The following is a 13,502-nucleotide window of genomic DNA, read 5'->3' as shown; positions in this document are numbered from 1 at the left end:
CACGCGTGATGCCCGTCCAATCACGCGTGATGCCTGCCTAATCACGCGTGATGCCCGTCCAATCACGCGAGTCGACCTCCCATTCACAGGTGATGCCCCTTCAATCACGCGTGATGCCCGCCCAATCACGCGAGTTGCGCGCCCAATCACGCGAGTCGCGCGGCTGATCACGCAAGTTACGTCTCCGGTCACGTGAGCCGACCCTCCGGAAGCGCGAGCCGACCGTCCGGGTGCGCCAGTTCGCCGTCCCGATACCGGGTCAGCGGGCCGACGCGCCGCGGCGGACCAGGGTGAGCAGCCGGGAGGGCTCGCCACCCGAGAGGGCGATGCCGGTCGCGAGCAGGAGGAGGTCCAGCTCGGTGACGTCGGGGGCGACGGCGCCGGCGGCCCGGGCGCGGCCGAGCAGGGTGGCGGCGGTCGTGTTCATCGCGGCGTGCCAGCCGGCGAACAGGCTCTCGTGGTCACCCGCGGGATCGGCCAGCGACAGCGCGAGCGCGCGCTTGGTCCGGACGTGCTCGACGAACAGCCCGAGCCAGGCGAAGAGCGCTTCGCCGGCGTCGTCCGCGTCGAGGTCTGCGCGGCTTCGCAGCTCCGCGACTTCGTCGGCGTACACCGCGACGACCAGTTCGCGACGGTTCGGGAAGTGCCGGTACATCGTCGCGTTGCCGACGCCGGCGCGGCGGGCGACGTGGTCGAGCGGCGCGTCCGGCCCGTCTTCGGCGAAGACCTCCTTCGCGGCGGCGAGCAGCAGCGCCTGGTTGTCCCGCGCGTCCGCCCTGCGGGCCCGTGCCGTCATGCTGCTCCCTTGCCAAGTGGGGATCTCCCCAGTTAGCGTAGCCGAACACTAACTGGGGAGATCCCCACTTAAGGAGTGAGCATGGACGCCGCCGATGTGCACCGCCGGTTGATCGCGCTGACGCCGTTCACCGCCGAGAGCGTCGCCGAGGGCCTGCGCTACATCGACCCGGACGTGGTCGACCACCGCGGCGGCGCCGGCGGCGACCACCACGGCATCGACGCCTGGCGCACGAAGTGGGAAGCCATGCTGGACGGCGAGTTCTTCGCCGACTTCCGCGACGTGGGCGTCCGGGTCGAGCAGAACGTCGCCGACGGCGAGTACTCGGTGAACCGCTACACGAGCACGGGAACGCAGATCTCGACCGGCCGCAGTTACGCCGTGACCAGCATGGACATGATCCGCGTCCGCGACGGCCGGGTCGTCGAGCACTGGGCCGTGATGGACGTGACCGACCGCGCGGCCCAGCTGGCCCCGCCGGCCTGACCGCCGCGCGCTTGGCCCGGATCTCGCGCGATCGAGAGCGGAACTCGCGTGATTGGGCGCGTAACTCATGTGATTGAGGAGGCATCTCGCGTGATTGAGCGGGCATCACGCGTGATTGGAGGGTCGACTCGTGATTGGAGGGTCGACTCGCCCACTCAGAAGGCTGGTTCCCGTACCTGGTGGGTTAGTCGTGAGGTGGGAGGGCGGGTCAGGGGCGGGGGATGGGGACTGTGGCCGTGGACGCGGCCAGGGGGAGCGTGATCGTGAAGGCCGCGCCGCCTTCGGGCGCTGGGCCCGCGGTCAGGGCGCCGCCCATGCGGGTGACCAGGCCGTGGACCAGGGCCAGGCCGATGCCGGAGCCCACCGGGCGGCGGTCGCGGTAGCGGGCGTTCAGGACGCCGCGTTCGAACGCCACCGGGTAGTCCTCCGGGGCCAGGCCCGGGCCGCCGTCGCGGACCGAAAGGCAGGCGTCGGAGCCGGAGACCGAAAGGGCGAAGACCATCGGGGCACCCGCGGGGGTGACCCGGAGGGCGTTCTCGGCCAGGCCGTCGACCACCTGGTGCAAGCGGCGGGCGTCGGCGGTCACCGGCACCGGGCCCGCCGGAGCGAAAACCTGAAGCTGGACGTTTTCGCGTGCGCACCGCAGCTGCCAGACCTCCGCGCAGTCGCGCAGCAGCGCGCCCAGGTCCAGGGTCGTGACGTCCAGGCGGAATTCGTCGGCACCCAGCCGGGCCAGTTCCAGCAGGTCCGTGACCAGGCGTTCCAGCCGCTGGGCCTCCCGCTGGATCGTCTGCCCGGCGCGCTGGGCGTCGTCGCCCGACGCGACGCCGTCCGCGATCGCCTCCGCGAAGCCCGTCACCGCCGTCAGCGGCGTCCGCAGCTCGTGCGACACCGACAGCAGGAAGTCCCGCTGCCGCGCCTCACTGTGAGCCAGCGCGTCGGCCAGCGAGTTCAGCGAGCCCGCCACCTCCGCGACCTCCCGCGGCCCCTCGACCGGCACCCGGACGTCCCGCCGGCCGGCCCGCAGCGAACCGGCGGCCGCGGCCGCGCGGCGCAGCGGACGGCCCAGCAGCCGCCCGGACGCGAACCCGGCGGCGGCCGCCACCAGCAGCCCGATCCCCAGCGCGAACAGGATGTTCCGGACGAGCGCGCGCTGCGTCGTCTCGGCGTTGCGCGCCGGCAGGACCAGCGCGAACGCCGCCCCGCGCGTGCCGACCGGCCGCGTTTCCACCAGGTACTGCGAGCCCGCGACGACCACCCGCTCCGAGCGCCGCGCGCCGAGCCCCGCCTTCGCCGCCGCCTGCACGGACACCGCGTCCCCGGCGGGCTGGCCGCCCGCGCGCCGCACGACGACCGAGATGCCCTGGCCGCGCACGACGTCGGCGACCTTGCCGACGCCGAGCCGGTTGCCGATGCCGGTCTCGTCGAGCTGCGACGCGACGACGTCGGCCTGGGCCGAGAGCGACGTCTGCAGCACGTTGTCCGCCGTGGTCCGGATCAGCCGCGCCGCCACGAACCCGGCCACGATCACCGCGATCCCGGCGACGGCGAGGCAGACGAGCGTGATCCGCCCGGCCAGGGTGCCGCGGTACCTCATGCCGGGTCCGCCGCGTAGCCGATGCCGCGGACCGTCCTGATCGGACTGGACGCGCCGAGTTTCGCCCGCAGCTGCGCGACGTGGACGTCCACCGTGCGCGTGCCGGCCGCCGCGGCGTATCCCCAGACGGCACTGAGCAGCTGGTCGCGCGAAAGCACCTGCCCCGGGTGCCGGAGCAGGTGCGTGAGCAGGTCGAACTCCGTGGACGTCAGCGAGATTTCGACGTCTCCGGCCCACGCGCGGCGGCTCGTGAGGTCGACCCGCGCCGCGCCGACGCTGAACGCCGCCGGGGCCGGCGCCGCGCCGGAAGCGCGCCGCAGCACGGTCCGGACGCGCGCGGCCAGCTCACGCGGGCTGAACGGCTTGGTCAGGTAGTCGTCAGCACCGATCTCCAGGCCCAGCAACCGATCCAGCTCGTCGTCGCGGGCGGTGACGAACAGCACCGGCGTCCAGTCCCCGGCCGCGCGCAGCGTCTTGCAGATCTCGATACCGTCCATTCCGGACAGTCCGATGTCGAGCACGATCGCCACCGGCTTGAGCCGCCGGACGGCGTCGAGCGCGCGCCCGCCGTCCGCCTCGACGTGCACCCCGAAGCCGTCGCGCTTGAGGTACAGCGCCGCCAGTTCGGCGATCGCGGCCTCGTCCTCGACCACGAGGACGAGGCCGCGCCCCGGTGACCCCATGCCTGCTCCTGTCTCCACCGTCGTCAGAGGGGAGACGCTAGCCGGTCAGGGTGAGCCATCGCTGTTCATGTCGGACTCGACGCCGTTGAGTGTCGACTCGATGCCGCTCAGTTCGGACGACGCCGGCGAGGTCCCCGAGTCGGGTGAGCCCACCAGGTTGTCGCGGCAGGCCGAGCAGCCGAGCGTGATCAGCGCGGCGGCCCCGACCGCCGCCGCGATCCTCGCCGCCCTCACTTGGTCGGCGCCGGGGCGGCCGGCTTGCAGTGGGCGGACGCGAAGGCGTCGAGCTTCTGCTTCGCGGTGGTCAGCTCGCCGACCTTGCCCTGCCGCTTGGTGGCGCGCTCGTCGAGCTTGGTGGCGCGGTCGTTGTGCCCGGCCGTGCGCTGGTCCTGCGCGCGGGCCTTGAGGTTGGCGACCGAGCCGGCGACCTCCGGGCCGCCGTTGATCCGCTTCTCCAGGCTGTCGGCGCGCTTCTGCAGCTTCGGCACCCAGTCGCCGCAGACCTGCTGCGACTCCTCGGGGCTGAGCGTGATCGGCGCGACCGGCGCCGGGGACGTCGTCTGGGCCGAGGCCAGCGGCGCCAGCGCCAGCAGGCAGGCCGCGCTCCCGGCGCCCGCCAGCGCCAGCCGCCGCGTCCAGATGGGTCCTCGCATGGTGTCTCCTTCAGGGAAGGTGTCCGGTACGAGGAGAACTTTCGCGGGCGGGTGTTCGGACGGCGTGCGCCGAATGTTCGGGCTCTGTAAGGCCTACTCGTACATCGCGAGGAACCGCTCCATCGCGGCGTCGACGGCCTCGCGGTCGCCGGTCGTGACGAGGTCCAGCAGCAGGCCGCGGGTGACGGCCAGCCCGAGCCGGGCGTGCGCGGGCCGGTCGGCCTCGGGGACGCCGTAGCGCGCGAGCAGGGCCTCGATCGGGTCGAGCCAGTCGTCGATCACGCCGTCCAGGAACTCCGTCGTGCCCGGGGTGCCGCCGAGGGCCTGGCCCCAGAGCTGGAAGAAGAGCTTCTCGTTGGCGCGCAGGTCCTCGTCGGTCAGCCGCCGCCAGAATTCACGGCCCTCGCCGACGTCGGCCAGTGCCGTGCGCTGCCGGGCCTCGACCTCGCGCGCGACGGCCGTGAGCAGGCCTTCCTTCGAGCCGAAGTGGTAGATGAGCATCCGGTGGCTGGTACCGAGGCCGGTCGCCAGCGCGCGCAGGCTCTTGCTCGCCCCGCCGTGGTGGGCGATGTGGTCGATCGCCGCGTCGAGCAGCCTGTCCCGCGGGCTTGTGTCGATCATGTACCAGATGGTACACGTACCAAATGGTACAGAGCATTTCCGTCCACGGCCGGACGTCCGCCTCGGCCGACACCGTCTACGCCCTCCTCCGCGACGGCGCGAGCTGGCCCACCTGGTCGCCGCTGGGCTCGTTCGAGCTGGTCAGCGAGGGAGACGAGGAGCGCGAAGGGCTCGGCGCGGTCCGGCTGTTCCGCACCGGCCGCACCCGCTCGTACGAGAAGATCGTCGCGCTGGAGCCCGGCCGCCGGTTCGGTTACGCGCTGGAGCACGGCCTGCCGCTTCGGGACTACGTCGCCTACGTCGACCTTTCGCCGAGTGACGGCGGCACCGACGTCCACTGGCACTCGACGTTCACCGCGAAGATCCCCGGCACCGGCTGGTTCTACCGGCGGGTCCTGGGCGGGTTCGTCAAGCGGGTGGTCGCCGGGCTGGTCGCCGCGACCGAGGCGCGCGTCGCCCCATAAAGTGGGTGCATGTCAGCGCCACGACGGGGATCGACCGGCCGCACCCAGGAGGAGCGCAGCGCGGCGATGCGCGTCCGGCTGCTCGACGCGACGATCGACTGCCTGGTCGAGTACGGCTACGCGGGCACGACGACCACCCGCGTCGCCGACCGCGCCGGCGTCACGCGCGGCGCGCAGGTGCATCACTTCCCGACGAAGGCCGACCTGGTCACCTCGGCGATCCGGCACCTGGCCGCGAAACGCACCGAGGTCGCGATGGCCGAGCTGGATCGCCTCCGCGCGTCCACCGACCCGGTCGGCGACGCGCTGCAGCTGATGTGGGAGATGCACCAGGGGCCGGTGTTCTCGGCGACGGTCGAGCTGTGGGTCGCCTCGCGGACCGACGCCGAGCTGCGCCGCCAGATGGCGCTCGTCGAGCCGATCGCGACGTCGAGTCTCGTGGAGTTCGGCAAGGCACTGCTGCCCGAGCACGCGGCGCACCACGAGTTCCTGCACGCGGTGTACACCGCGATGGACGTCGTCCGCGGCATTCTCATCGCCAGCTGGGCCACCCGCGACCAGGGTGAGCTGGACGCGCGCTGGGAACGCGGGCGCCGCCACCTGCGGCTCCTCTTCACCACGCTGATGGCTCCCACCGCCTGAAACGCGTGTTACTCTCTTTGGGAAAGTGAGGAGACGCGCTGTGCACCCGGACCCGTACGACCGCGACTGCCCGACCCGCCAGCTGCTCGACCGCATCGGCGACCAGTGGACGGTCCTCATCGTCGGCGCGCTCACCGGCGGCCCGCTGCGGTTCACCGAGATCGCCCGCCGCGTCGACGGCATCTCCCAGAAGGTCCTGACGCAGACCCTGCGCAGCCTGGTCCGCGACGGCATCCTCACCCGCACGGCGTACGCGGTGATCCCGCCGAAGGTCGAATACGAGCTGACGTCGTTGGGGCGCAACCTTTCCGAGCCGCTGGAGATGCTGGACCAGTGGGCGCGGCAGCACATGACGTCGGTCCAGGACGCCCGCGACGCCTACGACGCGGAGCACACGCCCGCGTCCGCGTGAGGCTGGACAGCTCAAGGACAATCCGCCGCTGAGGTTCCGCCCGGAATCCCGCTCCGGTGACACTGTGGAGGACGGCTCCACGGCTCCGGGGGAGGGAACCCATGGCGTCCGCTTTCGCTGTGCTCAACGAAACCGTGCCACCGCCGGGGCCGGCGCTCGTGGGCACGACCGCCTCGATCGCCGCCGTGGCCGTCGTGATGTCCTTCGTCAGCGGCCGGCGCAATGTCGTCTATGGGGCCAACTTCCTCGGCACGCTCTTCCACGAGGGCGGCCACGCGCTGGTGAGCATCCTGACCGGCGGCGGCGTCCTCCGGGTCCGGATCACGAGCGCGGAATCCGGCGGCACCCTGCAGTGGAACCCGTCGGCGCTCGCCGCGGTCCTGACCATCGCCGCCGGGTACGCGATGCCGCCGCTGGCCGGCCTGGGCGCGGCGGCCCTGCTGCACCGCGGGCTCGTCCCCGCCGTGCTCACCCTGACCCTGGCCGCGATGGTGTTCCTCCTGCTGTTCACCCGGGACGCGCTCACCTTCGGCGTGGTCGTCGCGGTCGGGGCGATCGTGTTCTGCGCGGTGCGGTGGGCGCCGCTCTGGCTGAAGAACGGCGTCGCGTACGCCGAAGCGTGGCTGCTGCTGACCAGTGAGATCGGCGGACTGCGCGTGATCGTCTCCAACCGGTTCCGGGGCGGGTTCCGCGATCAGGAGGACGACGCCGCCATGCTCGCCCGGAGCACCGGAATCCCCGGGTTCGTGTGGATCGCCGCCTGGCTCGCGCTCATCGGCTGGGCGGTGTGGCGCGCCTTCCCGATGCTGTGGCCCTAGCGGGCGACCAGGCCGGCTTCGTGGGCCAGCAGTCCCGCCTGCGTCCGGTTCGTGCAGTCCAGCTTCACCAGCATCCGCGACACGTAGCTCTTCACCGTCGCCTCGGCCAGGTGCAGCCGGCCCGCGATGTCCGCATTGGACAGTCCTTCTCCCAGGCACGCCAACACATCCCGCTCGCGTTCCGTGAGACCGGACGTACGGCGGCGGGCGTCGTCGCCGCGTTCGCGGCCGTCCGAGGACAGCGCCACCAGGCGGCGGGCCGCGGACGGCGACAGCACCGTGTGGCCGTCGGCCGCCACGCGGACCAGGCCGATCAGGTCCTCCGGCGGGGTCGACTTCACCAGGAAGCCCGCCGCGCCCGCGCGCAGCGCGCGGATCACGTACGTGTCCGCGTCGAACGTCGTCAGCGCCACCACAGCAGGCGGGTCCGGCAGGGCCGCGATCCGCTCGATCGCGGTCAGGCCGTCGACGCCCGGCATGCGCAGGTCCATCAGCACCACGCGCGGCCGGTGCCGGACCACGGCCTCGACGGCTTCGGCGCCGTCGCCCGCCTGGGCCACGACCTCGATGTCGCCGGCCGAACCGAGGATCGTGCGCAGGTGGGCGCACACCATCGGCTCGTCATCGACCACGAGCACCGGGATCACTGTGCGTGCCTTCCGCCGTCGGTACGTAGGCGGGCAGTATCGCACCGACCCGGAACCCGCCGCCGGGTACCGGGCCCGCGTCGAACCGCCCGCCGACCAGCTCCACGCGCTGCCGCAGCCCCGCAAGCCCCGCCCCGGAGCCGCTGCCCGCCAGCGCCGGGTCGGGCCGCCGCGACGCTGCGGTGTTGCCGACCGAGACGTCCAGGCCGCCCGGGTGGTAGCGCAGCGACACCGTCGCCGACGCGCCCGGCGCGTGCTTGCGGATGTTCGTCAGCGCCTCCTGCACCAGCCGGTACGCGGTCCGCGCGACGGTCGGCGACACCTGCGCCGGGTCGCCGTCCACCTCGAGTTCGGTGACCACGCCGACCGAGCGGGACTCCTCGACCAGCCCCGCCGGGTCGCCGGGCTGCTCCGGGCTGAGCGTCCGCGGCCCCAGTTCGGTGCCGTTGCGCAGCACGCCGACCAGGTCGCGTAGCTCGTCGAGAGCCAGCGCGCCCTCGCGGCGGATGTCCTCGGCCGCCGTCCGCACCGGCTCCTCGTGGGACGTCACCCCGAGCGCCCCGGCGTGCAGCACCATCAGGCTCAGCCGGTGCGTGACGACGTCGTGCATCTCGCCCGCCAGCCGCCGCCGTTCCTCCGCGCGGGCCTGCTCGGCGAGCAGGTGCTGCTCGCGCTCGGCGCGCTCCGCGCGGTCCCGCAGCGACCGCAGCAGCTGGCGCCGCGCCTCGCCGTACAGCCCGAGCATCGCCGGCAGCGTGGTGCTGAGCAGGGCGAACGGCGTGGTGCTCCAGGTCGGCACCCACGGCCGCGCGGCGATCAGCGTGAGGATCCCGGCCAGCCAGAGCACGGTCCGCCGGTCCAGCACCCGCGGCAGCTGCGACAGCACGACCGGGCTGATGGTCGGCACCGTCGTCAGGGCGAGCTGGCGCACCGGCACGAGCAGGCCGGGGGTGAACAGGTCGGACGCCAGCATCAGGCCCGCCGCCGCGACGACGAACCAGGCGACCTGGCGCGGGAACCGGAACAGCAGCACCAGGGAGAAGTCGCAGGCCAGCTGCAGAACCAGCCCGGCCGCCGGGCCGAGCGGCCCGGTCGTGACCTCGCCCAGTGTGTAGAGCAGGACGTTCAGCCCGGCGAACGCGGACGCCGCCAGCACCAGCCAGAAGACGTCGGCGCGGCTCGGCCACCACGGCCGCTTGGTGCTGGTCACGCGGTCACGGTAACTGTTCGCGCGGGCCGTCGCGCCGGATGCGCAACCAAAGTTGCGGGCGGTGCGCCGGTGCGCAACTTTCGTCGCCGCGACGACCTTCCTTGCCCCGTTTCGCCGGTGCCGCCGATCCGGTGGAGTGAACGCACCACAGCGAGGGAGGCAACCGTGGTGACTGTCCCAACGCGACAGACGACGAGCGTGGCGTTCGCCCGCGGCCCGGTACTGGCGATCGCGGGCCTCGCCGGGCTCGCGCTGCTGCTGACCAGCGGACGCTACGCCGGCGGGTTCGACGAGCTCTACTTCCTGGTGGCCGGTCGGGATCACCTGAGCTGGGGGTATTTCGACCAGCCACCGCTCATCCCGGCGCTGGCGGCGGCGATGGACTGGCTCGCGCCGGGCTCGCTCGTCGTGCTGCGGCTGCCGATGACGCTCGCCGCGGCCGCGGGGGTGGTCGTCACGGCGCTGATCGCACGCGAGTTCGGCGGCGGCCGCGGCGCCCAGGCGATGGCGGCGGGCTGCTACGCGACGTCCAGCATCGTCATCGTCAGCCACTGGATCGGGACGTACGTGCTGGACCCGTTCCTGTGGACGGTCGTGGCCTGGCTGCTGGTCCGCTGGACCCGCACCCGCCGCGACGGCCTGCTGGTCTGGGCCGGCGTCGTGACGGCGGTGTCGCTGGAGACGAAGTTCCTGATCCCGGCGCTGTGGGCAGCGGTGCTGCTGGCCGCGGCGGTGTTCGGGCCGCGGGAGCTGCTCCGGCGCCCGAAGCTCTGGCTGGGCGCGGCGATCGCCGTCGTAGTCACGATCCCGACGCTGGTCTGGCAGGCCGCGCACGGCTGGCCGTACACCCACATGAGTGAAGTCGTCGCCGCGGAGTTCCCCGGCTACGGCCCCTGGGTGCGCGACGGGCTGCTCGGCGCCGGGATCGGGGTCGGCGTGCTCGCCCTGCTCTACGGCGTCTGGCGGCTGCTGCGGTCGGCGGAGCTGCGGCCGTACCGGTACCTCGGCGCCGCCCTGATCCTCGTGGCGCTGGCCGTGGTCGCGACGCAGGGGCGGTCGTACTACCTGATGGGCTGTTACGCCGTTCCGTTCGCGGCAGCGGCCACCGAGCTGACCCGGCGAAACCTGGTGAGCTGGTGGAAGGCCGTCGCGTGGCCGGTGTTCGTGCTGTCGGCGGTGGTCACGCTCGTCGCGCTGCCGGTGTGGCCGGCTTCGGCGCGGACGTCGTTCGGGCCGTTTTCCCTCGGCAGCGCGTTCGCGCAGGGGGAGCTGCCGCAGCAGGACCTGGCCAAGGCGATCGGGCAGACGTACGCCGCGCTGCCGCCGGCCGTCCGCGCGCGGACGGCGGTCTACTCCGAGATCTACCCGTTCGCGGCGGTGACGGAGTTCTACGGGGCGCCGTACGGCATCCACACCGTCTACAGTGGACATCGGGCGTACTGGTACTTCGGGCCGCCGCCGGAATCGGCCGACGCGGTGCTGTTCGCCGGGTTCGACCCGGGGCTGCTGCGGCCCTACTTCGCGCATGAGACCCAGGTCGTCGACGGCCTGGTGTGGGAGTACGACGGCCGGACGGCACCCTGGTCGCAGATCTGGCCCGCGCTGAAGCGGCAGTGAGAGGAACACGATGAGCACATTGTCCTTGCCCGCCCAGGCTTACCTGCTGGCGTGCGACACCGGCCGTGACCGGCTGGCGGACCGGCAGCGGGTCGCGCCGCTGGTGCGCGCGGCGGCGCTGACCGACCTGGTCCTGCGCGGCCTGGTCACCGACGGTGACGGGCGTCCCGTGGTCACCGGCGCCGGCGGCACCGGCCACCTGGTGCTCGACGACCTGCTGGGCGACCTCGCCGCGGACCCGCACCGCAAGTGGCGCGGCTGGGTCCGCCGCGACGCCCGCGCCACGCTCCAGTCCCTGGAGACCCAGCTCGAGGCGGCGGGCACGATCACGCTGAAGACGTCGCGCGTGCTGGGGCTCTTCCCGCGCCGCCGCCCGGTGGTCCGCGACCGCGCCGAGGTGGCCCGGCTGCACGAGGCGGTGACGGCCGCGCTGCGCGGCACCGAACCAGCATCCCGGGTCGACCCGGGGGTGGCGGCGCTGACGTCGCTGGCCGCGGCGGCGGAGCTGGGCACGGTCTTCCCGCGCCGCGAACGGCGTCAGCACAAGGCCCGGCTCGCCGAGCTGGAGGACCGCGCGGGCGCCGCGGTCCCGGCCCTGCGCAAGGTGGTCCGGGAGCTGAAGGCGGCCCGCACCGCCGCGATCACGGCCGCCAGCTCAAGCGGCAGCGGCGGCTGACCCGTACCGAACCGGACGACACGCGTACCCAGGTGGACGACACGCGTACGCAGGTGGACGACACGGCGGACAGGGGAGGTCCCGCCGTGTCGTCCTCCCAGGTACGCGTGTCGTCCATCCAGGTACGCGTGTCGTCCTCCCGGGTACGCGTGTCGTCCCCGCAATCACGCGTGTCGACCCGGCAATCACGCGTGTCGGCTTCGCAATCACGCGGGTTGGCCGATCGATCGCTCGAGGGGTGTGATCGAACGGCCGACTCGCGTGATCAGGAGGTCGACACGCGTGATTCGGGGGTCGACTCGCGTGATTGGAGGGTCGACACGGTGGTTCGGCGGCGGCCGAAGCGTTGCCGTCCTACCGTCGGGGCATGGACGAATTCCGTGCACTGCACGTCCCCGGTTCTCCGCTGCTGCTGCCGAACGCCTGGGAGTTCGGGGTCGGCGCACACCTCGTCGCGCAGGGGTTCCGCGCGCTCGGCACGACCAGCCTCGGCGTGTCCGCGGCGGCGGGGGAGGCCGACGGCGCGCCGTCGACGCGGGACGTGACCGTCGCGCTGGCCGCCCGCCTGGCTCGGCTCGAAGCGCTGGTCAGCGTCGACATCGCCGACGGCTTCAGCGCCGACCCGGCCGCCGTCGCCGACTTGGCCGAGGAGCTGGCCGCGGCCGGCGCGGTGGGCGTCAACCTCGAAGACGGCCGCGCCGACGGCTCCCTCGCCCCGGTCGAGGTCCAAGCCGCGCTGGTCGAAGCGGTGAAGGAACGGACGCCCCAGCTCTTCCTCAACGCCCGCACCGACACCCACTGGGCGGGCGACCATTCGGCGGCCGAAGCCGAGACGCGGGCGCGGGCCTACGTGGCGGCGGGCGCGGACGGCGTGTTCGTGCCCGGCCTCGCCGACCCGGCGGACGTCGAGCGGATCGTCGCGGTCGGCGTCCCGGTCAACCTGCTGTTCCTGCCCGGCAAGGTGACCCTGGCCGGGCTGGCGGAGCTGGGCGTCGCGCGGGTCAGCCTGGGTTCGCTGCCGTACCGGATGGCGCTGGCCGCGGCGGCCGAGACGGCGCTGGCCGTGCGCGACGGCCGTGACCTGCCGCTGACACCGCCGTCCTACGCCGACGTCACGGCGTTCCTGCCCTAAACGGGTTGCGCCGGTCTGGTTGGCTCGGGGGCATGCACGCCTTCGGAGCCGACTTCGCCGCCCCGTCCGGGTACCTCAACACGCCGAGCATGGGCATCCCGCCCGCGCCGGTCGCCGCGGCCGTGGCCGAGTCGGTCGAGAACTGGCGGACCGGGGCGAGCCGGCCGGGGGACTTCGACGAGTACGTCGCCCGCTCGCGGGCCGGGTTCGCCCGGCTGCTCGGGGTCGAGGCGGGGCGGGTCGCGATCGGCGCGTCCGTCTCGCAGGTGATCGCGAACGTCGCCGCCGCGCTGCCGGAGCGCACCCGCGTGCTCACCGCCGAAGGCGACTTCACCAGCGTGACCTTCCCGTTCGCGGCCTGCGGTCACCACGTCACCGAGGTTCCGCTGGACGAGCTGGCCGGGCGGGTCGAGGGACACGACGTCGTCGCCGTCAGCGTCGTCCAGTCCGCCGACGGCCGGATCGCCGACCTCCCCGCGCTGCGGGCCGCCGCCGAAGCCGCCGGCGCGGCGGTGCTGCTCGACGCGACCCAGGCCGCGGGCTGGCTGCCGCTGCAGCTCGCTTGGGCGGACTGGGTGGTCGCGGCGGGCTACAAGTGGCTGCTCGCGCCGCGCGGCAGCGCGTGGCTCGCGGTGCGGCCGGACGCCCAGGACCGCACCCGCGCCGTCGCGGCCAACTGGTACGCGGGGGAGGACCCGTGGGCCACCGTCTACGGCCTCCCGCTGCGCCTGGCCGGCGACGCCCGCGCGTTCGACCTCTCCCCGGTCTGGCTGGCCCAGGTGGGCGCGGCCGCCGCGTTGGAGTACCTCGGCGGGCTGGACCTCGCCCAGGTCAGGGCGCACAACGTGGGGCTGGCCGACACGCTGCTGGAGAAGCTCGGGCTGCCGCCGCGGGGCAGCGCGATCGTGTCGCTGGAGGCCGACCCGGACCGGGTGGCCGCGGCCGGGATCGTCTCCGGGCTGCGCAACGGGAAGGTGCGGGTCGGCTTCCACCTCTACAACACCGCTGACGACGTCGAACGCGTCTTACACGCATTCGAGTGAACGCC

General features: G+C 73.3%; 17 protein-coding genes. 9 read left to right on the top strand and 8 right to left on the bottom strand.

Features of this window, described 5'->3' with window-relative positions; all coding sequences use genetic code 11:
* Positions 1-259 precede the first annotated feature (259 nt).
* Positions 260-796: a TetR/AcrR family transcriptional regulator gene (locus tag VA596_RS29815; protein WP_323331498.1), complete on the bottom strand. Its 537-nt coding sequence runs from the start codon at positions 794-796 to the stop codon at positions 260-262.
* 81 nt (positions 797-877) lie between these two features.
* Here VA596_RS29815 and VA596_RS29810 point away from each other — a divergent pair, with 81 nt between their 5' ends.
* Positions 878-1,282, top strand: a complete 405-nt coding sequence (locus VA596_RS29810) for an ester cyclase (RefSeq protein WP_323331497.1) — start codon at positions 878-880, stop codon at positions 1,280-1,282.
* Positions 1,283-1,490: 208 nt separating this feature from the next.
* Here VA596_RS29810 and VA596_RS29805 read toward each other — a convergent pair whose 3' ends face one another.
* The 5 genes from VA596_RS29805 to VA596_RS29785 form a co-directional block, all read right to left on the bottom strand.
* A complete protein-coding gene (locus tag VA596_RS29805) occupies positions 1,491-2,879 on the bottom strand; it encodes a sensor histidine kinase (protein WP_323331496.1) in 1,389 nt (462 codons plus the stop codon).
* The gene (locus tag VA596_RS29800) at positions 2,876-3,562 is read right to left on the bottom strand and encodes a response regulator transcription factor (protein ID WP_323331495.1); all 687 of its coding nucleotides are present in this window, start codon (positions 3,560-3,562) and stop codon (positions 2,876-2,878) included. The genes VA596_RS29805 and VA596_RS29800 overlap by 4 nt, the downstream gene beginning before the upstream one ends.
* Before the next feature lie 45 nt (positions 3,563-3,607).
* Positions 3,608-3,796 carry a hypothetical protein gene (locus VA596_RS29795; RefSeq protein ID WP_323331494.1) on the bottom strand — a complete coding sequence of 63 codons (189 nt, stop codon included), beginning with the start codon at positions 3,794-3,796 and terminating at the stop codon, positions 3,608-3,610.
* Positions 3,793-4,215 (bottom strand): hypothetical protein, encoded by a 423-nt coding sequence (locus VA596_RS29790; protein WP_323331493.1) that lies wholly within the window; start codon positions 4,213-4,215, stop codon positions 3,793-3,795. The genes VA596_RS29795 and VA596_RS29790 overlap by 4 nt, the downstream gene beginning before the upstream one ends.
* A 93-nt stretch (positions 4,216-4,308) precedes the next feature.
* The gene (locus VA596_RS29785; RefSeq protein WP_323331492.1) at positions 4,309-4,836 is read right to left on the bottom strand and encodes a TetR/AcrR family transcriptional regulator; all 528 of its coding nucleotides are present in this window, start codon (positions 4,834-4,836) and stop codon (positions 4,309-4,311) included.
* Between the two features lie 23 nt (positions 4,837-4,859).
* Here VA596_RS29785 and VA596_RS29780 point away from each other — a divergent pair, with 23 nt between their 5' ends.
* The 4 genes from VA596_RS29780 (at position 4,860) to VA596_RS29765 (ending at position 7,172) form a co-directional block, all read left to right on the top strand.
* Positions 4,860-5,300 (top strand): SRPBCC family protein, encoded by a 441-nt coding sequence (locus VA596_RS29780; protein WP_323331491.1) that lies wholly within the window; start codon positions 4,860-4,862, stop codon positions 5,298-5,300.
* Between the two features lie 66 nt (positions 5,301-5,366).
* A complete protein-coding gene (locus VA596_RS29775) occupies positions 5,367-5,942 on the top strand; it encodes a TetR/AcrR family transcriptional regulator (protein WP_323331644.1) in 576 nt (191 codons plus the stop codon).
* Between the two features lie 40 nt (positions 5,943-5,982).
* Positions 5,983-6,354, top strand: a complete 372-nt coding sequence (locus tag VA596_RS29770) for a winged helix-turn-helix transcriptional regulator (RefSeq protein ID WP_323331490.1) — start codon at positions 5,983-5,985, stop codon at positions 6,352-6,354.
* Positions 6,355-6,455: 101 nt separating this feature from the next.
* Positions 6,456-7,172, top strand: coding sequence for a M50 family metallopeptidase (locus VA596_RS29765; protein ID WP_323331489.1), 717 nt, complete (start codon positions 6,456-6,458; stop codon positions 7,170-7,172).
* On the opposite strand, the gene VA596_RS29760 is transcribed toward VA596_RS29765, so the two are convergent.
* Positions 7,169-7,819 (bottom strand): response regulator transcription factor, encoded by a 651-nt coding sequence (locus VA596_RS29760; RefSeq protein WP_323331488.1) that lies wholly within the window; start codon positions 7,817-7,819, stop codon positions 7,169-7,171. The genes VA596_RS29765 and VA596_RS29760 overlap by 4 nt on opposite strands.
* The gene (locus tag VA596_RS29755) at positions 7,794-9,029 is read right to left on the bottom strand and encodes a sensor histidine kinase (RefSeq protein ID WP_323331487.1); all 1,236 of its coding nucleotides are present in this window, start codon (positions 9,027-9,029) and stop codon (positions 7,794-7,796) included. The genes VA596_RS29760 and VA596_RS29755 overlap by 26 nt, the downstream gene beginning before the upstream one ends.
* A 165-nt stretch (positions 9,030-9,194) precedes the next feature.
* Here VA596_RS29755 and VA596_RS29750 point away from each other — a divergent pair, with 165 nt between their 5' ends.
* From VA596_RS29750 to VA596_RS29735, 4 genes are all read left to right on the top strand, one after another.
* Positions 9,195-10,646, top strand: coding sequence for an ArnT family glycosyltransferase (locus VA596_RS29750; protein ID WP_323331486.1), 1,452 nt, complete (start codon positions 9,195-9,197; stop codon positions 10,644-10,646).
* A 10-nt stretch (positions 10,647-10,656) separates the two neighbouring features.
* Complete coding sequence (locus VA596_RS29745) at positions 10,657-11,322, top strand: GOLPH3/VPS74 family protein (protein WP_323331485.1); 666 nt, start codon at positions 10,657-10,659, stop codon at positions 11,320-11,322.
* Between the two features lie 367 nt (positions 11,323-11,689).
* Positions 11,690-12,454, top strand: coding sequence for an isocitrate lyase/PEP mutase family protein (locus VA596_RS29740; RefSeq protein ID WP_323331484.1), 765 nt, complete (start codon positions 11,690-11,692; stop codon positions 12,452-12,454).
* 32 nt (positions 12,455-12,486) lie between these two features.
* Entirely contained in the window at positions 12,487-13,497 is a 1,011-nt protein-coding gene (locus VA596_RS29735; RefSeq protein WP_323331483.1) for an aminotransferase class V-fold PLP-dependent enzyme, read from the top strand.
* Positions 13,498-13,502 lie beyond the last annotated feature (5 nt).

The organism is Amycolatopsis heterodermiae, assembly GCF_034929455.1.
Taxonomy (GTDB): domain Bacteria; phylum Actinomycetota; class Actinomycetes; order Mycobacteriales; family Pseudonocardiaceae; genus Amycolatopsis; species Amycolatopsis heterodermiae.
The sequence above is the reverse complement of the archived record's forward strand: the minus strand, read 5'-3'. Positions and strand labels throughout refer to the sequence as shown.

Bases quoted from the DNA above. Each gene is read 5' to 3' on its own strand.
- VA596_RS29815 (WP_323331498.1), bottom strand. From the start codon at position 796: ATGACGGCACGGGCCCGCAGGGCGGACGCGCGGGACAACCAGGCGCTG.
- VA596_RS29805 (WP_323331496.1), bottom strand. From the start codon at position 2,879: ATGAGGTACCGCGGCACCCTGGCCGGGCGGATCACGCTCGTCTGCCTC.
- VA596_RS29775 (WP_323331644.1), top strand. From the start codon at position 5,367: ATGCGCGTCCGGCTGCTCGACGCGACGATCGACTGCCTGGTCGAGTAC.
- VA596_RS29765 (WP_323331489.1), top strand. From the start codon at position 6,456: ATGGCGTCCGCTTTCGCTGTGCTCAACGAAACCGTGCCACCGCCGGGG.
- VA596_RS29745 (WP_323331485.1), top strand. From the start codon at position 10,657: ATGAGCACATTGTCCTTGCCCGCCCAGGCTTACCTGCTGGCGTGCGAC.
- VA596_RS29735 (WP_323331483.1), top strand. From the start codon at position 12,487: ATGCACGCCTTCGGAGCCGACTTCGCCGCCCCGTCCGGGTACCTCAAC.
- VA596_RS29800 (WP_323331495.1), bottom strand. From the start codon at position 3,562: ATGGGGTCACCGGGGCGCGGCCTCGTCCTCGTGGTCGAGGACGAGGCC.
- VA596_RS29785 (WP_323331492.1), bottom strand. From the start codon at position 4,836: ATGATCGACACAAGCCCGCGGGACAGGCTGCTCGACGCGGCGATCGAC.
- VA596_RS29810 (WP_323331497.1), top strand. From the start codon at position 878: ATGGACGCCGCCGATGTGCACCGCCGGTTGATCGCGCTGACGCCGTTC.
- VA596_RS29740 (WP_323331484.1), top strand. From the start codon at position 11,690: ATGGACGAATTCCGTGCACTGCACGTCCCCGGTTCTCCGCTGCTGCTG.
- VA596_RS29790 (WP_323331493.1), bottom strand. From the start codon at position 4,215: ATGCGAGGACCCATCTGGACGCGGCGGCTGGCGCTGGCGGGCGCCGGG.
- VA596_RS29780 (WP_323331491.1), top strand. From the start codon at position 4,860: ATGGTACAGAGCATTTCCGTCCACGGCCGGACGTCCGCCTCGGCCGAC.